Below are 17,636 nucleotides of genomic sequence, written 5' to 3'. Positions count from 1 at the left end.
GGGTGTGCTGCACGGGGCGCCCGTCGGGATCCCGGAGGAGCACCTGCCGGGGGCCTGTCGGCTCCGCGGCTGCGCTCGACGGCTGCAGAGCTGCGAGATGTCGCAGCCGTCCGGCGATCGCAGAAACCCGAGGCGGCAGTGCGTCGCGACCCGTGATCACGTCAGACACCCTGCTCACGCAACCTCGGTCCAGGGGGACGGCGAAGCCGAGCCTGCGCGGGAATCAGGAGGATCAGCGAGAGCACGATCCACGAGCCGATGAGGCCGAGAACGACGCTCGGGACCGGCCAGATCACTACCCCTTCGCCCAGTGCTGCGCGACTGACGAGCCAGCAGACCGCGCCGGTGGCGGCGACGGGTGCGGCAGCTGCTGTGGAAGCGGCGAGGGACATCGCGAGGCTCTCGGAGACGACGAGCCCGATGATCTGTCGGCGCTGCAGGCCCGCTGCCTGGAGCAGGGCGATCTCGCGCTCGCGGTTCTGCGCAGAGAGAGCGACGACAGTGGCGCTGGTGGCGAGCATCGACACGGCTACGACTGCGACGATCGTCAGAACATCGGTGAGATCGGCGCGGGTCCCGGGCCGGACCGCCGTCGTCATGGCGACGACGGACTCCACCGCGCACAGGAGCACGGCGATCGCCCCCAGCCCTGCCGTGAGCGGCGCGATCGTGGCGGTGCTGACCTGCACCCGGGCTGCTGCCGCGCGGATTCCGAGAGCCGCGACGACGAGACCCGATCGGGCGGAGAGCGCGTGCAGAGCCCGGAAGACGAGCGCGATCACCTCCGGGCAGAGGAGGTAGACGGCCACGAGGACGCTGCCTCCTACGTCGACGGCCAGGTTGAACATCGGCGCCGGTCCGGTCGCTCCGAGTTCTCGAGCAGAGGCGGATGCCGTGACAAGGCCGGAGGCGATGAGGAGGAGGGCGATGCCGCAGCCGATCCGCACCGCGCGCATCGCCGTACCCGGTCGACCGCTCCTGACTTCACGCAGCGCGGCGCTCGGCGGCGTGCGGGCGGTGCGGCGCGCGGGCAGGACTCCGCCCGCCAGAGCGGTGAGCGTGCCGAGCGCCAGCGTGACCACCGGAGCCCAGGGCGCGAGCGAGAAGCTCGGAAGATCGACCTCGGACGAGACGGCACCGTTGAATGCGGGAACCGCCCAGAACGCCAGCAGTGTCGAGAGGAGCGCTCCGATGCCGGCGCCGAGGAGACTCACGATGCCGAGCACGAGGAGAGTGACGACGAACACCTGGGCTCGGGAGGCGCCCAGCAGGAGCCAGAGCGCGTGCGTGCGTCCTGTGGCCAGAACGCTCGCTCGGCCGACGATCGTCAGGGCGACCCAGCCGACGAGCGCCACGACAGTGTAGATCGTGATCGAGAGGATCCGGAACTCCCCGAGCGCGACGCCGGCCTCCGTGACAGCGGCGGTGAATGCGGGGTCGCCGGTCCAGGCGAACTGCTGAACGCACAACCCGATCAGCGTCGCCATCAGGGCGACCACAGCGATCGCGGGAGACCATCGGCGCCACTCGTCGGCGAACAGGCGTACGACGTAACGGGACACGAGTCAGGCCCCGGCCTCTTCGAGGATGCTCAGCAGCTCATGGCTGGTGCAGCGTCCGGTCGTCCGCACGGTCCGACCATCGTGCATCACCACGACCGTGTCCGCGAGGGCTGCGGCGTCGAGATCGTGCGTGACCATCACGATCATCTGGCCCTCGTCCGCCATCGTCCTCAGAGTCGACAGGACGACCCGCGAGCTCTGCGAGTCGAGGGCGCCGGTCGGCTCGTCGGCGAAGACGATGCCGGGCCGCCGTGCAAGGGCGCGGCAGAGAGCGGTCCTCTGCTGCTCACCTCCCGAGAGCGTTCGCGCCGGCGCACGGCGCCGGTCGCGCAGGCCGAACGATTCCACGAGTCCACCGATCAGGTCGTGCGGCACGGGTGATCGGTCGAGCCTGAAGGGGAGCGCGATGTTCTCCTCGACATCGAGGAAGGGCACGAGGTTGTACTGCTGGAACACGAACCCGATCTGGGCGCGGAGCATGCGAGCGCGATCGGCCGCTGACAGCCTGTTCACGTCCCGGCCGTTGACCTCGACGACGCCGGACGTCGGCCGGTCCAGTCCGCTGAGGCACATCAGGAGAGAGGACTTGCCGGAGCCGGAGCGGCCGACGACAGCGGTGAGCCCGCCCCCTTCCAGATCGATGTCGCAGCCCCGCAGGACGGTCGTCCGCTGCCGGCCTACGGTGATGACCTGCTCGACGGCTCGAGCCTGGAGGGTGGGGATCATGAGCGTTTCTCCTCGACGAAGGTGGGGACGTCTTACTCGTGAGACGCCCGCGATCCACGTCATGCTGGATCGCGGGCGCCCGGTAGCGACTATCAGCAGTTGCCCCACGTGATCGAGCTGGGCCAGCCCGGGCACGGCGAGATGACGCTGAAGGTGCTGACGCGCGCGGCGTCGTGCGCGTCGGCCTCACCTTCGAGGGTCTGGAAATCGAGGATCCGGTTCATGTGATCACCTCCTCTCCTCGTCTCGGGCCGACTCGGTCAGAGTCCGAACGGCAGGGCGGAGCGTCCGGTCTCGAGCTCGTCGAGCGCTGCGAGCACTCCGAGCGAGCCGGTCAGGTAGTCCGACGAGAGTCGGAGGTTCTGGTTGCCGCGGAAGAAGACGCCGGTGTCGTCGAGCACGGCGTGCAGGCGCAGCGACCGGACGTGCGAGCGGAGGACCTCCTCGAGTTCCGCGCTAGGGCGGTGCAGTACGCGGCGGCGGAGGTAGACGAGGAATCCGGACAGACCGTGGGCGAGTGAGGCCTGCGCGCACTGCTGGTAGGACGCGGCGGCGTCGATGGACGCGAGGGGATCGGCGAAGAGCTCCTCGCCCGTGACCCGCCGCAGCTCCAGGATCGCCAGGCCGGGCCCGGTCGAGCCGATCCCCAGGTAAGGAAGAGTCCTCCATCCCTCGTCGAACTCGAGAGTGTTGTTCCGGGTGATCGCACAGCGCGCCAGATCGGCGTCGACGGCTCGTATCGCGAGCGTGATGTACAAGTCGTCGCCAGTGGCTTCGTGGAGTCGGGCGAACAGGATCGCGGCCGCAGACCATCCGTGCAGGAGGCCGACGGAGGCTCCTCGGACGTCCTCATCGAGCAGCGTGGTGAGATGGTGGGCCGCCTCCGACGGGTCCCCTCCGTCTGCGAGCTCGGCGAGCCCTGCACCGGCCCACCCCGACCACAGCGTCGGACCTGAAGGGGCGGCCGAGGGCCTGCGGTCGAGGACCTCGAGTGTGCGCGCGAGTCCTGCCTGGCGAGCCGCGTAGCGAATTCCCTCGCGTCCGCAGAGACCACGCGACCGCACCTGGGCCACGCGAGCGGCGAGCCAGTGATCGGCGGCCTCGAGGTCGACATCTCCGGATCGTCCTAAGACAGCGACGACTCCAGCCGCGCCGTAGGGGAATCCGGCACGGTGGTCCGCGCTGTCGCGGGCGAGGACAGGGATGTCTCCGGGAACGACCGGCGAGTCGTCCGTCCACTGAAGCACCGATGCGACACCGCGGGCGATCTGGCCGCGCAGCTGGTCGTCCGAGAGGGCGGCGAGTCGACCGACGTCTTCGTCGATCGACCTCTGACCGGAGGCGGGGAGTACGTCGAGGGTGGAGGTCCTGATCGACCGCAGCACGGCGGGCGGAACCGCGAGATCGTCTGCGGCTGCTCGGAGGAGCTGCTCGATCTTCGCGACGTTGCCCTGGTCGGCGATCGTCGCTTGGGGGAAGAGGAGATCGAGTTCGAGGATGCCGAGCGACCACTCGTCCGCTTCCGTCCCCTTCAGGCCTTCCAGGGGCTCGTAGCCGGGCGCTCCCTGGCGACAACGCCACTCCGGATCCATTCGATGCGCGAACTCGAAGTCGAGGAAGCACGGGTGCGTGCCGTTCCGCATGATGACGTTCTTCGGGTGGATGTCGCCGAGCAGCCATCCTGCGCGGTGCACGGAGGCGAGAGCAACGTCGAGGCGAGCGACGGTCGTGGTCAGCCAGGAGGTGTATGCAGGGTCACCGACGCGCCACGGTGCTGGTCGGAGCAGCGGAGTCCTCGTCATCCATTCGCGCTTCAGATCGTTCCCCTCGATGTGCTCCATGACCAGGTATCGGTGCTCCCAGGCCGTGAAGGATCCGTAGAAGACGGGTACGCAGTCCAGGGACTGCAGATCGACGAGCACCTCCTCCTCATGAGCCAGGCGAGTCACGGCGTCGACTCCGTCGGCGTCCAACCCGGCGTGCGGGCGCGCCTCCTTGAGGACCACGATCGTCCCGATCGGCACGAATTCGTCGGTCGTCGCTTCAGCGAGATAGACACCACCACCGTTCGAGAAGTGCAGCGCTGAGAGCATCGTGAAGCCGAAGGCGACCTCTTCCTCGTTCTCCGCCCCGACAGTGACGGACTCCGGTAGTGAAGCCCACGGGGGAGGTGTGAACGTCGGCCGCCGGACGTCCTCCACCTCGTTCCCGTCCGGGTCGAGCACCGTCGAGACGAAGCCGCTCTCCGTCTCGGACGGGACGAAGGCGCCGTAACGGAAGTGCACAGGCCCGGACTTCCACCGCCGGTCGGACAGTACGTACGGGCCTCTAAATCCGCGAAGACGGACGTCGAGGTCCTCCAGCGCTCGGGCGAACTCGTCGTCCGAACCGGGATACACGGTGATGAACTTCCCAGCTCCCGCTCGATCGGCGTACTTGCCGTTCTGCATCAGAAGGTGAGAGGTGGTCGAGAGATGCTTGAAAGGCAGTCGGGAGGCGAAGCAGTAGCGTGCAGCAGCGGCGAGGACCTTCTCCGCGTCATCGAGTGTCGACGAGAGGTGGAGCTTCCATCCCTGACGAGGGAGGAGGCAACCGTCCGGCATCCAGTTCCGCCACGGCCGCGACTCCCTCACCTGCCAGTCCTCCGGAGCGAAGGACGCGACGTCGAAGGCGTCGCCATCGATGTCGTCCCCCTCCTCGGCGACCGCGTAGAACGGGTTGCCCGGGCGGCAGTACCGGAGATATTCGAGGTCGAGCGGCATCGCTTCCCTTTCCTGTCCGACTTGTCTCGCGGTGCGGGATGCGGCTCCCGGCGCTGACTTCGAGGCTAGGAAGGTCCGCAGTCGACCACCTCCCGCCGAAGTCACGGATGAGGATGACCGGAGTCACGGTGAGGGCGTGACTGCGGTCACGGGTCGGCATCCCGGAGTCGGAGCTACAGTTGTCGACATGGGCTCAACTCCGGAGACGGCGGCGGAGATCTCCGCGCCGTCAGCGGCAGGACACGAGCGGGTCGCGGTCGCGCCGTCCCTGTCGAGCACCGTGGACAGGACCGTCATCGCACTTCAGGCGATCGCCCTGTGCTGCCTCGTCCTGGCAGGGATCCTGGGCGTCGTGGACTCCGCGCAGAGAGGCACGGGTGCAGCGGTCGCGGTCACATGGCTTGCGCTGGTGCCTGTGATCGCCGGGCTCTGGGCCGTCCGGCCCCGACTGATCCGAGCGGGACACGGGGTCGCCGTGACGACGGTGTCCATCGTCGCGGCGACGCCGGTCGTCGTCTTCGGCCGGCTCGATTTCACGATCCCGGTCCTCCTCCTCGTCGTGGCGTTCGCGGTGGTCGACGTCTCGCTCCGCGCAGGGGCGCACGCGATGATCTGGATCGCCTCCGTCGGACTGGCCCTCCATGTCGGGGGCGCCGTCGGCTCGGGGAGGGCGCTGCTCTCCGGAGTGCTCGACGGTCTGCTCAACGTGGTGCCCGTGGCCGTGCTGATGTGCTTCGGGATCGCCCTGGGACTCTCTCTTCGCGGCTTCGAGAGCGAGCGATCCGCCGACCAGCGTGTGATCAGGCGGTTGCATCGCGCCTCCGAGACGGAGAAGGAGCTGCTGCTGTCGGACGAGCGCGCCCGGAGCGCACGCGAGCTCCACGACGGCCTCGGGTACAAGCTGACCCTCGTCTCAATGAGTCTCGAGCTCGCTGATCGCCTGCGCTCCGCCGATGCCGAGCAGGCGTGGGCCGAGGTCCGCACCGCCCGATCCACGTCGAGCGAGGCTCTCGCGGACATGCGGATGTGGGTACGAGCGCTCAGTCCCTTCCGGGACGCGGGCGCCCGCGGCCTGGCTGCGCTGGAGTTGATCGCGGAGTCCTTCCGCGGCACGGGCGTGACCGCGGATGTGGTCGGCGACGAGGCGTCGGACCGTGTGCTCACCAGCGACGATGAGACCGCGCTCGTCGTCTACCGAGGCGTGCAGGAAGGGCTGACGAACGCTCTGCGGCACGGCGCTGCCCGCAGAGTCCGCATCGATATCGAGACGGACGACGTCCGGCTCGAGCTCTCGCTGCTCAGCGACATCGGCGCGGGAAGGAGCAACGGGATCAGCGACGGCGAGCCTGTGCTGGGGTTCGGGCTGCGCGGCCTCGACGATCGCGCGACGGCTCGCGGAGGTCGGTTGACGGCGCGGCGCATCGGCGACCGGTTCCTCCTGCGCCTCTCGATCCCTCTCGGAGCCGCCGACGGGGAACGGGAGAGCCGCGCCTCGTGACGGAGACGACACCGAGGCGAGTGCTGCTGGTGGAGGACCAGCAGATGATCCGCCGTGGGCTGGTCATGCTCCTCTCGACGGTCGAGGGTGTCGTGGTCTCGGCCCAGGCCGAGAACGGACAGGCTGCTCTGCACATTCTGCGCACGACGGAGGTGGACGTCGTCGTCACCGACGCGCGGATGCCGGTCATGGGCGGCGTGGAGCTCGCCGCCGAGTGTGCGCAGCTCCATCCGCGTCTGCCCGTCCTCCTTCTGACGACCTTCGACGACGACGCGCTCGTGCAGGCGGCCCTCTCGGCCGGCGCTTCCGGATTCCTCCTGAAGGACACCTCGGTGGAGGGTCTCGTCGTGGCCCTCGACGCGGTGATCGCCGGCGGGATGGTGATCGATCCGCGCGTCGCCCGGCCGGCCGTCCAGCCGGGTCGCACCGGCGAGAGCCCGCTGACGCTGCTCACGCGGAGCGAGCGGGTGGTCGCCGAGCTGGTGGCCGAAGGGCGGACCAACAGGGAGATCGCGGCCGCCCTCGTGCTCGCCGAGGGCACCGTGAAGAACCACGTCTCGGCGCTGCTGCGCAAGCTCGGCCTCCGCGACCGCACCGCGCTCGCGCTCACGCTCTACAAAGGCTTCCGCCCCGACGGCGCCTGAAGGCGCTGGTCGGATTGCGGCCCAGGCGCGGCCGTCCTCGGGCGCCCGGCCCGCCGCCTATCCTTGAGGGCGATGTCGAACTCCCGCGCCGAGGCCGCCTACCTGCGCTCCCTCGGCGCCTTCAGGACGCCGACCCTCGATCTCCTCCACGGCCGCTACGCGCCGTTCGTCGTCGCCGCTCTGTCGCTCGTGTTCACGGTCGACCGGCAGGCCGTGGCGGTCGCCGACGCGCACGCCGAGGTGGGGGAGCTGCTCGAAGAGCTCCGCTCGGCCGGGTACGACGAGGGCGAGCGCGCGCTGCCGAGCGGCACGGCGCGCGAGGTGTGCCGCTACTGGGTCCGCGTCGGCTGGCTCGTGCCGCAGATCGAGGGCGAGGCCGAGGTCTACCGGCTGAGCGCCCACGCCGTGAGCGCCCTCGAGATCACCGGGCGCACCGGAGGCGGACGCACGCGCGTCTCGAACTCGCGGGTGCGCACTCTGCTGGAGGCGGTCGAGCGGCTGGCCGCGGACGTCGAGCCCGACCCGGAGGCCCGGCTCTCGCGGCTCCGCGAGGAGCGGGCGCGCCTGAACGCCGAGATCGCCGCACTCGAGGAGGGCGCCGGTCTCGAGCCGGCCGACGACGAGCAGCTCCTGGAGGAGGCCGAGAACGTGGTGCACCTCGCCCGCGAGCTGCCGGCCGACTTCGCGCGGGTGGCGGAGTCGATCAAGGCGATGCAGCGCGACGTGGTCGCGGACCTGCGCCGCGACGTCCGTCCGACCGGCGAGGTGCTGCGGGAGTACCTCGAGCGCGGGCAGCACGTGATGCAGGCCACCAGCGAGGGCCGTGCGTTCGCCGGAGCCCTCCGCCTCCTGGGCGACCCCGAGCGGATCGATGCGCTCGCCGATCAGCTGCACACCGTGCTCGTGCAGCCGTTCTCCCGCCTGATGGACCCGGCCCAGCGCGGGGAGCTGGCCGCGATCGGCCGCCGGGTGGAGCTGGGCGTACAGGAGGTCCTGACCGCGCAGCGTCGCGCGTCCCACGTCATCACGGGCCAGGTCCGCACCCACGATCCCGCTCGCGACCGCCAGGTGGACGAGCTGCTGCGCGACGTGATGGCGGGGCTCCAGGAGTGGACGGGCGGGATCTCGCCGGACGCGGCGGTCGCGCCGCTGCGGCACCTGCCCGTCGCCGGGATCGGCCACCTGCGCCAGACCCTGGGCGACGTGCGCCCGGCCGGCGGGCCGCCGCCCCTGGCCGGAGACGACGGCGACGCCGAGTTCGTCGGCGACGACAGCCGGGCCTGGGGCGGTCCCCGCTACGCGGAGCTGGAGGCCTACGTGGCGGAGCTCGGCGACGAGTTCGATCTGGCGGACGCGTTCAGCGCGGCTCCGGAGGACACTCGACGGCCCGTCGACCTGCTCGGGCTGCTCGAGATCGCGCACCGGACGGGCCTCGTCGACCGCGAGGGCTACTCCGTCGTGAGCACGCGCCGACCCGACGGGACCGTGCGCCGCTTCGCCTTCGGATCCGTGACCGCCCGCACCGAGGAGGAGACCGACGATGAGTGACACCCTGGCGACCGACGGGACCGCCGCCGATCCGTTCATCGCGCCCGTGTCGATGGAGGAGGACCCCGACGAGCTCTTCCCCGGCGACCGCGGCGTCCTCGACACCGAGGTGCGCCGGGTGCTCGTGCACGTGCTGCAGCGACGCTTCCTCCTGGCCGACCGCCACCGCGAGCAGTGGGCCGTGCTCCAGGAGCACCGGCAGCTGATCGAGTCGCGGCTGAACGACCTCTTCGTGCGGCTCGTCGTCGACCACGAGCGCGGGGTCGCCTACAAGCAGCAGGTGCGCTCCGACGAGGTCGAGATGCCGGTGCTGCTGCGCGACCTCCCCTACACCCGCGCCGAGACGCTGGTCCTGGTGCACCTGCGCACGGTCCATCAGCGGGAGTCGGCGGCCGGCGAGGCGTCGGCGCGCGTGGACGTCGAGGAGGTCGAGCAGACGGTGCTCAGCTACTTCGCCGACGCCGAGCGCGACACCGCCCGCCGGCAGCGCATGGTCCGCAAGGCGCTGGAGCGGCTCGGGCGCGACGGCATCGTCGACGAGGAGTCCGCAGGGCGGTACAGGATCAGCCCGATCGTGGAGATCGTGCTGAGCGCGCCGAAGCTGCGGGAGCTGAGCGACTGGCTGCGCGGGCGGGCGGGCGAAGACGCTTCCTCGGTGGTCGCAGAAGCGGCGGTCGCCGAGGAGCCCGGCTCGGACGATCCGGAGCAGGCGGACGACGACGCGCTCGAGGACGACGGCCTCGACGAGGACGCGGACCCGCCCACGGACGGCGTCCTGCCCGGGACCGATGTCGCGGACGACGAGCCGGCCGACGACGAGCCGCTGGACGACGAGCCGACCGACGACGACACCCCCGACCCGGAGGACGACCCCCGATGACGATGCTCGACACCCTCTTCGGCCTGATCCCCGCCGCCTCCCGCGGTCAGCAGTGGCTCGCCGAGGACCTGCAGCTGGTCAACTGGGGCGGCTACGACGGCGCGCACCGGGTCCGCTTCTCGCCGGGGGCCACACTGCTCTGCGGCGGCTCCGGCTCCGGCAAGTCCACGCTGATGGACGCCTACATCGCCCTGATGATGCCGCACACCACGCCGTTCAACGGCGCCTCGAACGGCGGAGTGACGGGCCGTCCGCGCGGCGAGGACCAGCGCAACATCCTCTCCTACGCGCGCGGCAAGCTCGACGAGTCGCGCACGGACGAGGGCACGACCATGCGCGTCCTGCGCGGCGACGGAGTCGACACCTGGACCGCCGTCGCGATGACCTGGGTCGACCACGACGGCTCGCGCTTCAGCGCGGTCCGCGCCTGGTATGTCCCGGCCGGCTCCCGGGTGCTCGAGGAGACCGTGCGGATCCGCGCGAGCGCCGAGGGCCCGGTCGACCTCGCCGCGCTCGACCGGGCGGCGGCGCACCGCTTCTCCGACGCGTCGCTGCGCGCGGCGGGCCTGGATCCGCTCGGCACCGACCGCGAGTTCTCGGCGCGTCTGCACGCGGTGCTCGGCATCGGAGCGGCGGGAGCCGGATCGAAGGCGATGAGCCTGCTCGCCCGCATCCAGGCCGGTCAGCAGATCACGACCGTCGACGACCTCTACAAGCGGCTCGTGCTCGAGGAGCCCGAGACCCTGGCCTCCGCCGACGCGGTCGTCGCCCACTTCGACGAGCTCGAGAGCACGCGGCAGCGGATGCTCACCGCGCGCCAGCAGGTCGCGGCACTCGAGCCGTTGCGGGGTTTGCGCCTGCGCATCGCCGCGTCCGCGGAGCGCGTGCGCCTCATCGACGCGCTCGGGGAGTTCGATGCCCCGGTGTCGCCGGCGGCCCTGTGGCGCGCTGAGCAGCGCCTCGGCCTTCTGCGCGACGTCGAGGTCGAGCTGCGCGAGCGCACCCGCGCCGTCGACGCCGTGCTCCGCGAGAAGCGGGCGCTCGCCGAGGCGGCGGAGTCGGAGCGGGACGGGCTCGCCGAGGTGCTGCGGGCCTCCGGCGGCGACCGCCTCGAGACGGCCCAGCGCGAGCTCCGCGAGGTGGAGCGGCGGCTGGGCGCGGCGCGCGAGAACCGCGCCCGGCTCGAGGAGGACCTGCGCGCTTTCGGCGAGCCGGAGACCACCCGCGAGCGGTTCGAGGCGGTGCTCGCCCGGGCGGCGAGCGCGGCCGACGCCAAGCGCAGCACCCGTGCGGCCTGGTCGGACGCGGTCGCCGAGCGGAAGGCCGCGGCGCGCGATCTCGCCGAGCTCGAGGCGGAGCAGCGCTCAGCCTCGGACCGTCGGGACAGCATCCCCCGGCCTCTGCACGAGGCGCGCGAGCGGATCGCGGAGGCAGCCGGCCTCACCGCCGACGACCTGCCCTTCGTCGGCGAGCTGGTCGAGGTGCGTGCCGAGTTCGAGCCCTGGCGCGAGGCGTTCACGCTCGCCCTCGGCGGCTTCGCGACGACGCTGATGATCGACTCCGCCCACCTCGACCGCTTCCGCCGCGCCATCGACTCCCTCCGGCTCCCGGTCCGGCTCCGCTACGAGGGCGTGGAGACCGGGCTCGAGGAGGTGCGGGGCCTCGACCCGCAGACGCTGCCCGGGCGCCTCGACTACCGCGCCACCGCCTTCACCGGCTGGCTGCAGGACCGGCTCGAGGACCGCTTCGGCTACGTGTGCGTCGACAGCGCTGCGGAGCTCGGGCGCCACCGGCTCGCCCTGACCCTCACCGGTCAGCTCTCGCAGGGGCAGCGCGGTGCGCACGGCGGCCACGGCGCCGCGAACGTCCTCGGCTTCTCCAACACCGGTCGTCTCCGCGAGCTGAACGCCCTGGTCGAGGCGGCCCGGGCCCGCAGCGCGGCGGCCGTCTCGGCGGCGTCGGCGGCGGAGGAGGCCCTCGATGCGCTCGACGACCGGATGACGCGCCACGCCCGCCTCGCGCTGGTGAGCTGGGAGACGGTCGACGTCGAGTCGCTGCTCGCCGAGCAGGAGCGCTGGGAGGCGGTCGGCGCCGAGGCGGCGGAGGCGAACCCCGAGCTCGCCGGGCTGCAGGAGCAGATCGACGGGCTGCGCGGCCACCTCGAGCGCCTCCGCCAGGAGATCGCCCGCGCCGGTGTGGAGCGCGAGCGGATCGAGGCGGAGTGGGCCGTCGTGGTCGACGACGTCGACGCGAGCCAGGCGGTTCTCGATGCGGCGGAGCGCGCCGGACGCGAGCTCGACGACGACCAGCGCGCCTTCCTGGACGCCCGGTTCACGCTGACCGAGGCCGCGGCGTCCGGCAGCGCCTCGGACGTCCTGGTCCGCTTCGACGCAGCGCTCGCCACGGCAGCGCAGCGACTGGCGGAGGACCGCCGCTCCGCGGCCGAGTCGCACGAGCAGCAGCGCGAGAGCGCCGGCCGGATCATGACCGGCTTCCTCGACCGCTGGCCGAATCCCAACCTGCTCGCGGACCCCGAGGCGTCCGCGGGCGACTTCGAGCGGCTGCTCGACGCCCTCGAGACCAGCGGCCTGCACCGGCTCGAGACCGAGTGGCGCGACAGCCTGCTCACGCTCTCCGGCAACGACCTCACGAGCTTCGACTCCACGCTCGGCCGCTCGCTGCGGGAGATCCGCGAGCGGATCGAGCCGATCAACGTGATCATGCAGGATCTGCCGTTCTACGACGACGGCCACCGCCTGCAGATCACGACGCGCGAGAACCAGTCGGAGGTGCGCCGTCGCTTCCGCCGCGAGCTCCGCGAGGTGCGCGCGCAGATCCAGGCCGTGTCCGCGGAGGAGGAGCGCGAGCAGGTCTACCGGCGGATGTCCCGGCTCATCCAGCGGCTGCGGCGCACCGCGCCCGACTTCGGCGACCTCGTCGACGTCCGCAACCACGTCCGGGTCAGCGCCGAGCGCGTGGACGCCGTCACCCGAGCGCATGTGGCGCTGTACGACCACATCGGCGAGAAGTCCGGCGGGGAGTCGCAGGAGCTGATCGCCTTCATCGTCGGCGCGGCGCTGCGCTATCAGCTCGGCGACGCGGGAGCAGACCGCCCCCGGTACGCCCCGGTCTTCATGGACGAGGCGCTGATCAAGGCCGACGCCCACTTCACCAAGCGGGCGATCGGTGCGTGGCGCGGTCTCGGCTTCCAGCTCGTGATCGGCGCCCCGAACGACAAGTACAGCGCGATCGAGCCGCACGTCGAGGTGGAGTACGACATCCTCAAGGACACGCGCGGACGCTCCTGGGCCAGGCCGAAGGTGGGCCTGGCACCCTAGGGCTGCGTGCCGATCTTCGCGTGGCTGCGCGAGTAGGCGAAGTAGATCGCGAAGCCCACGGCCAGCCAGATCAGGAAGCGCAGCCAGGTCTCGATCGAGAGGTTGAGCATCAGGTAGGTGCAGATCAGGGCCGAGAGCAGCGGGAGCCACGGGTTCAGCGGGACCCGGAAGCCGCGCTTCAGGTCGGGCCGCTTGCGGCGCAGCACCACGACGCCGACCGAGACCAGCACGAACGCCGAGAGCGTTCCGATGTTGACCATCTCCTCGAGCACGCCGATCGGAGTGAGCCCGGCGAGCAGCGCGACGACGATGGTCACGACCACGGAGGTGAACCACGGCGTGCGCAGGCGCGGGTGGACGGTGGCCAGGCGCCGGGGGAGGAGCCCGTCGCGCGCCATCGCGAAGATGATGCGCGTCGCTCCGATCAGCAGCGTCAGCACGACGGTGGTCAGACCGGCGACGGCACCGGCCGAGATGACCGTCGCCATCCAGGTCTGCCCGTGGTAGGCGAACGCATTGGCGAGCGCGGCCGACGGGTCGAGCTCGCGGTAGGGGACCATGCCGGTCACGACGAGGGCGACGGCGCAGTAGAGGACCGTGCAGATGATCAGCGAGGCGATGATGCCGATGGGCAGGTCGCGCTGGGGGCGGCGGGTCTCCTCCGCTGTCGTCGCGACGACGTCGAACCCGATGTAGGCGAAGAACACCAGGGAGGCGCCGGCGATGATGCCGCCGACGCCGAACGTGGCCGGCTCGATGCCCGAGAGGAACTGGAGCAGCGGCTGGGTCAGACCGGACGCGGACTGCGAGGGCTCGGCGGCGGGGACGAACGGGGTGTAGTTGGCGGTGTTCACGAACTGCAGGCCCGCGATGATGACGAACAGGACGATGAACAGCTTGATCGCGACGAGCACCAGGTTGACGCGCAGCGATTCCTTGATCCCGAAGGTCATCAGCGCGCCGAGCACGAGGACGAGCAGGATCGCCGGCACGTCGACCACGCCGCCGTAGGTGAGCGCCGGCGGGAGAGTCACTCCCAGCTGCTGCAGCAGCGACCCGAGGTACGCGCTCCACCCCTGCGCGACCACGCTCGCTCCGAGGAACAGCTCGAGGATCAGGTCCCAGCCGATGATCCAGGCGAAGAGCTCGCCGAGGGAGGCGTAGGAGAAGGTGTAGGCGGAGCCCGACACCGGGACCGTGGAGGCGAACTCGGCGTAGCACATGGCCGCGAGGGCGCAGGCGAAGGCGGCGACGACGAAGCTCAGGACGATCGCCGGTCCGGCGATGTCGTGGGCGGCGCGGCCGGTGAGGGTGAAGATGCCGGCGCCGATGACGACTCCGACGCCGAAGACCGTGAGATCGAGCGCAGTCAGCGACTTCTTGAGCTTGTACTCGGGCTCATCGGTGTCGGCGATCGACTGCTCGACGGACTTGGTGCGGAGGAGGCTCACGGTGGTTCTCTCTGTGGGCTGCGGGGTGGAGGCGCGAGGGCCACTGGGGAGGATAGCGGGGCGGGCGCCTCTGCCGCGCCGGGCGTCGCGCGAGTACGCTTCCCGGCCATGAGCAGGATCTTCTCCGTGGCGTTCGCCGACGTGCACCCCCTCTACGTGGCGAAGGCGGAGCGCAAGGGCCGGACGAGGGAGGAGGTCGACGAGGCGGTCCGCTGGCTCACCGGCTTCTCGGACGAGGAGCTGGCCCGGCACCTCGAGAGCAGGACGACCTTCGAGGAGTTCTTCGCGGCGGCGCGCCTGCCTCCGCAGGCCTCGGCGATCACGGGGGTGATCTGCGGCGTGCGGGTCGAGACGATCGAGGATCCGCTGATGCAGCGCATCCGGTACCTCGACAAGCTGATCGACGAGATCGCGAAGGGACGGCCGATGGCGAAGGTGCTGCGGGCTCCCGCGGCCGGCTGAGCCGCCGGCCCCGGGCGCTCCTCCACAGGCGCCGATCCGCTCCGGTTCTCCCCGGTCCGGGCCGGCGGGATCTCGCGCCGCCGGCGACGCGAGCAGGGTGTCGGACATGACATCCACACAGCGAACCCCTGCTCCTCCGTCCCGCCGCCGCGATCCCGAAGTCCTGCGGGCGAGCGCGATCCAGGACCTCCTGGCGGCCGTCCCCTCCATCATCGGCATCCGTCCGGAGGAGTCCGTCGTGGTGGTGCCGTTCCTCGGCACGCGCGCCGGAGGCGGCTTCCGGATCCCGCTCCCGGAGACGTTGCGCGGGATGGAGGCGGAGGCGCTGGCGGGCGGCTGCGCGGCCATGATGGAGACGATGCCGCGGGCCACCGGTGTGCTGGTGGTGGTCTGCACCCGTGCGGGCTACGCCGAGGAGCGGGGGATCCCGCATCTCGACCTCGGCCGCGCGGTGCTCCGGCGCCTGGAGCGCACGCGCCTGGACATCATCGCCGTGGCCTGCATCGCCGCCGACGGATGGGGGCGCTACACGGACGCCGAGGAGTGCCGCAGGCCACGTCCGCTCCTCGAGATCGAGCGGAGCGAGACCGGCGTCCTCGCCCGAGCGGTGGCCGACGAGCCACTGGACATCGACGCGCTCTCCGTGCTGCCGCCGGTCGCCGAGGAGGATCGCGCGCTCGTCGCGGAGGTGCTCCGCCGGCCGCCCCTGGTCGGCGACACGGAACGGCTCGTCGAGCGCTGGCTCAGCGGACCGCGGGACGTCCGCCGCGAAGGACTGATCGTGCGGACCCTGCAGTCGCCGCCCCTCCGCGACCGGGTGACCGTGCAGATCGCGCGGAGCCCGCAGGCAGGAGTGGGAGTGCCGCCCGGCGCGGTGGGCGACGCCCGCGCCGGAACGGACGACGACCACGACCTCGAGCTGTCGGCCCTGCTGCTCGGCAGCGGGCGTGCTCCGGAGCGCGGCCGTCTGGCGCGGGCGACCGGGCTCCTCGCCCGCGCCGCCGCGCTGGCGCCGGAGGAGGCGCGCTCCTCCGTGCTCACCGTTCTCGCGTGGTGCTGGTGGGCGAGGGGAGTCTCGAGCCTCGCGGGGCTCCACCTCGACGAGGCGCTGCGGCTCGACCCCGACGACTCGATGGCCCGGCTCTACGCCTCGCTGTTCGCGGCCCGCCCCCTGCCGGACTGGGTGCTCGCGGCCGCTGCCGAGGCCCTCGACGCCGCGAGCGCCTGAGGTCGGGCGCCGGTCGGTGCGCTCGCCCCGGAGACGGATGCTCTTGCGCGGGGGAGGGGACGGCCCTAATGTGCAACCACATGGTTGTACGAATGGACGCCGACATCGACCTGCTCTTCCGGGCGCTGGCCGACAGCACCCGCCGCGACATCGTCGCCCGGGTGCTGGTCGGCGAGCAGTCCGTCTCCGCACTCGCGGCGCGCTACGAGATGTCGTTCGCGGCGGTGCAGAAGCACGTGGCCGTCCTCGAGCGGGCGGCACTCGTCCGCAAGCGGAGGAGGGGGCGGGAGCAGCTGGTGCAGGGCGAGGTCGCCGCAGTGCGGCGGGCGTCGCGCCTGCTCGACGCCTACGAGCAGCTGTGGGCGGGGAGGATCGACCGCATGTCGGACCTCCTCGACGAGGAGTGACACCCGCGAGCCGACCGGCGCGCGGGATCTGCTGGAGGGAGAGGCGCGATGAGCGTGCTGCAGTCCGTGAAGGACATCGAGGAACTGACCCTGACCGTGACCGCCGAGTTCGACGCGGGGATCGAGCGCGTCTGGCTCCTCTGGACGGATCCGCGCCGCCTCGAGCGCTGGTGGGGGCCGCCGACCTGGCCGGCGACCTTCGAGCGGCACGAGCCGGTCGAGGGCGGACGGAGCGCCTACGTCATGACGGGACCGGACGGCGAGCAGGCGCGCGGCTGGTGGCGCGTGACCCGGGTGGAGGAGCCGACGCGGTTCGAGTTCGAGGACGGCTTCGCCGACGAGCGCGGCGACCCGGTCGACGCGCTGGGGATCACCCGGGCCACGGTCACCCTCGACGAGATCGAGCCGGGGCGCACGCGGATGGTCCTCAGCAGCCGTTTCGAGTCGGTCGAGCAGCTCGAGCAGATGGTCCAGATGGGCATGGAGGAGGGACTCCGCCAGGCGATGGGGCAGATCGACGCGATCCTGCTCGAGGACTGAGTCGGCGCCCATGGAGGCTCAGCGCTCGCCGCGCCGAGCCTCCGTGTGGAGGAGCCGCCCGCGCTACTGCTCGGGGTCGGTGAGGGCGGCGGCGTAGGCGCGGACGGAGCGCTGGTACCGGGGGAGCCCCGGAGCCAGCGCCTCCAGCGCGATCCGCAGGGCTTCGTCGACGCGCCCGGCGCTGTGCAGGGCGAGCGCGAGGAACACCTCCCGCGCGGAGCCCACCGCGGGGTGCGCAGCGGCGCCGGCGAGGAGGTCGATCGCCTCGTCGGTGCGGCCGAGGTTCCGGAGTGTCGAGGCGTACTGGATCGTCGTCCGCGCCCGCCGCTCGTCATCCAGGCCGGCGGCGAGGGCGCGCTCGTACTCGACCGCCGCCTCCGCCCCGTGTCCCGCGCTGTCGAGGGCGCCGCCCAGCTCGAAAGCGGCGACTCCGTCGTGTCCCGGATAGCGGGCTGCGAGGACGCGCATCCGCTCGACGACGCCGTCCGGGTCGTCCTGAGCGTCGAGGCGCTCGACCGCCGCGAGCCAGAGGGCGAGCGCGTCGGTCTCGGGGCGGTCGGGGTCGGAGGCGCGTGTCTCGGTCACGCCTC

At 71.7% G+C, this 17,636-nt stretch carries 15 protein-coding genes; 9 read left to right on the top strand and 6 right to left on the bottom strand.

Annotated elements, in window-relative coordinates; all coding sequences use genetic code 11:
• Positions 1-161 precede the first annotated feature (161 nt).
• From C5C46_RS01690 to lanKC, 4 genes are all read right to left on the bottom strand, one after another.
• Positions 162-1,562 (bottom strand): FtsX-like permease family protein, encoded by a 1,401-nt coding sequence (locus C5C46_RS01690; protein ID WP_104225416.1) that lies wholly within the window; start codon positions 1,560-1,562, stop codon positions 162-164.
• Positions 1,563-1,565: 3 nt separating this feature from the next.
• Complete coding sequence (locus C5C46_RS01685) at positions 1,566-2,288, bottom strand: ABC transporter ATP-binding protein (protein WP_104225415.1); 723 nt, start codon at positions 2,286-2,288, stop codon at positions 1,566-1,568.
• 92 nt (positions 2,289-2,380) lie between these two features.
• Positions 2,381-2,512, bottom strand: a complete 132-nt coding sequence (locus C5C46_RS17165) for a hypothetical protein (RefSeq protein ID WP_258059251.1) — start codon at positions 2,510-2,512, stop codon at positions 2,381-2,383.
• Between the two features lie 36 nt (positions 2,513-2,548).
• Positions 2,549-5,050, bottom strand: coding sequence for a class III lanthionine synthetase LanKC (lanKC, locus tag C5C46_RS01680; RefSeq protein ID WP_104225414.1), 2,502 nt, complete (start codon positions 5,048-5,050; stop codon positions 2,549-2,551).
• Between the two features lie 187 nt (positions 5,051-5,237).
• Between lanKC and C5C46_RS01675 the strand changes: the two genes are divergently transcribed.
• The 5 genes from C5C46_RS01675 to C5C46_RS01655 all read left to right on the top strand — a co-directional run bounded on the left by C5C46_RS01675 (position 5,238) and on the right by C5C46_RS01655 (position 12,958).
• Positions 5,238-6,548 carry a sensor histidine kinase gene (locus C5C46_RS01675; protein WP_104225413.1) on the top strand — a complete coding sequence of 437 codons (1,311 nt, stop codon included), beginning with the start codon at positions 5,238-5,240 and terminating at the stop codon, positions 6,546-6,548.
• Positions 6,545-7,192 carry a response regulator transcription factor gene (locus C5C46_RS01670; RefSeq protein WP_258059250.1) on the top strand — a complete coding sequence of 216 codons (648 nt, stop codon included), beginning with the start codon at positions 6,545-6,547 and terminating at the stop codon, positions 7,190-7,192. The genes C5C46_RS01675 and C5C46_RS01670 overlap by 4 nt, the downstream gene beginning before the upstream one ends.
• 72 nt (positions 7,193-7,264) lie before the next feature.
• Positions 7,265-8,740, top strand: a complete 1,476-nt coding sequence (locus tag C5C46_RS01665; RefSeq protein ID WP_104225412.1) for a DUF3375 domain-containing protein — start codon at positions 7,265-7,267, stop codon at positions 8,738-8,740.
• On the top strand, positions 8,733-9,620 hold the full coding sequence (locus C5C46_RS01660) for a DUF4194 domain-containing protein (protein ID WP_104225411.1): 888 nt from the start codon (positions 8,733-8,735) through the stop codon (positions 9,618-9,620). The genes C5C46_RS01665 and C5C46_RS01660 overlap by 8 nt, the downstream gene beginning before the upstream one ends.
• Positions 9,617-12,958: an ATP-binding protein gene (locus C5C46_RS01655; protein WP_104225410.1), complete on the top strand. Its 3,342-nt coding sequence runs from the start codon at positions 9,617-9,619 to the stop codon at positions 12,956-12,958. The genes C5C46_RS01660 and C5C46_RS01655 overlap by 4 nt, the downstream gene beginning before the upstream one ends.
• Here C5C46_RS01655 and C5C46_RS01650 read toward each other — a convergent pair.
• Positions 12,955-14,409: an amino acid permease gene (locus C5C46_RS01650; protein WP_104225409.1), complete on the bottom strand. Its 1,455-nt coding sequence runs from the start codon at positions 14,407-14,409 to the stop codon at positions 12,955-12,957. The two genes, C5C46_RS01655 and C5C46_RS01650, sit on opposite strands and share 4 nt — an antisense overlap.
• 108 nt (positions 14,410-14,517) lie before the next feature.
• On the opposite strand from C5C46_RS01650, the gene C5C46_RS01645 reads away from it, so the two are divergent.
• The 4 genes from C5C46_RS01645 (at position 14,518) to C5C46_RS01630 (ending at position 17,046) form a co-directional block, all read left to right on the top strand.
• Positions 14,518-14,871, top strand: coding sequence for a DUF2200 domain-containing protein (locus C5C46_RS01645; RefSeq protein ID WP_104225408.1), 354 nt, complete (start codon positions 14,518-14,520; stop codon positions 14,869-14,871).
• A gap of 106 nt (positions 14,872-14,977) precedes the next feature.
• Positions 14,978-16,099 (top strand): DUF4192 family protein, encoded by a 1,122-nt coding sequence (locus C5C46_RS01640; RefSeq protein WP_104263031.1) that lies wholly within the window; start codon positions 14,978-14,980, stop codon positions 16,097-16,099.
• Positions 16,100-16,179: 80 nt separating this feature from the next.
• Positions 16,180-16,506 (top strand): metalloregulator ArsR/SmtB family transcription factor, encoded by a 327-nt coding sequence (locus tag C5C46_RS01635; RefSeq protein WP_104222609.1) that lies wholly within the window; start codon positions 16,180-16,182, stop codon positions 16,504-16,506.
• A 48-nt stretch (positions 16,507-16,554) separates the two neighbouring features.
• Positions 16,555-17,046, top strand: coding sequence for an SRPBCC domain-containing protein (locus tag C5C46_RS01630; RefSeq protein WP_104222538.1), 492 nt, complete (start codon positions 16,555-16,557; stop codon positions 17,044-17,046).
• A gap of 63 nt (positions 17,047-17,109) precedes the next feature.
• On the opposite strand, the gene C5C46_RS01625 is transcribed toward C5C46_RS01630, so the two are convergent.
• Positions 17,110-17,631: a tetratricopeptide repeat protein gene (locus tag C5C46_RS01625; RefSeq protein WP_258059249.1), complete on the bottom strand. Its 522-nt coding sequence runs from the start codon at positions 17,629-17,631 to the stop codon at positions 17,110-17,112.
• Positions 17,632-17,636: the final 5 nt, after the last annotated feature.

This window comes from Rathayibacter sp. AY1E6 (assembly GCF_002931115.1).
Classification (GTDB): Bacteria; Actinomycetota; Actinomycetes; order Actinomycetales; family Microbacteriaceae; genus Rathayibacter.
The sequence above is the reverse complement of the archived record's forward strand: the minus strand, read 5'-3'. Positions and strand labels throughout refer to the sequence as shown.

What these genes read in the sequence shown, in the direction of transcription:
- C5C46_RS01665 (WP_104225412.1), top strand. Translation starts at nt 7,265, where the DNA reads ATGTCGAACTCCCGCGCCGAGGCCGCCTACCTGCGCTCCCTCGGCGCC.
- C5C46_RS17165 (WP_258059251.1), bottom strand. Translation starts at nt 2,512, where the DNA reads ATGAACCGGATCCTCGATTTCCAGACCCTCGAAGGTGAGGCCGACGCG.
- C5C46_RS01685 (WP_104225415.1), bottom strand. Translation starts at nt 2,288, where the DNA reads ATGATCCCCACCCTCCAGGCTCGAGCCGTCGAGCAGGTCATCACCGTA.
- C5C46_RS01660 (WP_104225411.1), top strand. Translation starts at nt 8,733, where the DNA reads ATGAGTGACACCCTGGCGACCGACGGGACCGCCGCCGATCCGTTCATC.
- C5C46_RS01645 (WP_104225408.1), top strand. Translation starts at nt 14,518, where the DNA reads ATGAGCAGGATCTTCTCCGTGGCGTTCGCCGACGTGCACCCCCTCTAC.
- C5C46_RS01630 (WP_104222538.1), top strand. Translation starts at nt 16,555, where the DNA reads ATGAGCGTGCTGCAGTCCGTGAAGGACATCGAGGAACTGACCCTGACC.
- C5C46_RS01675 (WP_104225413.1), top strand. Translation starts at nt 5,238, where the DNA reads ATGGGCTCAACTCCGGAGACGGCGGCGGAGATCTCCGCGCCGTCAGCG.
- C5C46_RS01640 (WP_104263031.1), top strand. Translation starts at nt 14,978, where the DNA reads ATGACATCCACACAGCGAACCCCTGCTCCTCCGTCCCGCCGCCGCGAT.
- lanKC (WP_104225414.1), bottom strand. Translation starts at nt 5,050, where the DNA reads ATGCCGCTCGACCTCGAATATCTCCGGTACTGCCGCCCGGGCAACCCG.
- C5C46_RS01635 (WP_104222609.1), top strand. Translation starts at nt 16,180, where the DNA reads ATGGTTGTACGAATGGACGCCGACATCGACCTGCTCTTCCGGGCGCTG.
- C5C46_RS01655 (WP_104225410.1), top strand. Translation starts at nt 9,617, where the DNA reads ATGACGATGCTCGACACCCTCTTCGGCCTGATCCCCGCCGCCTCCCGC.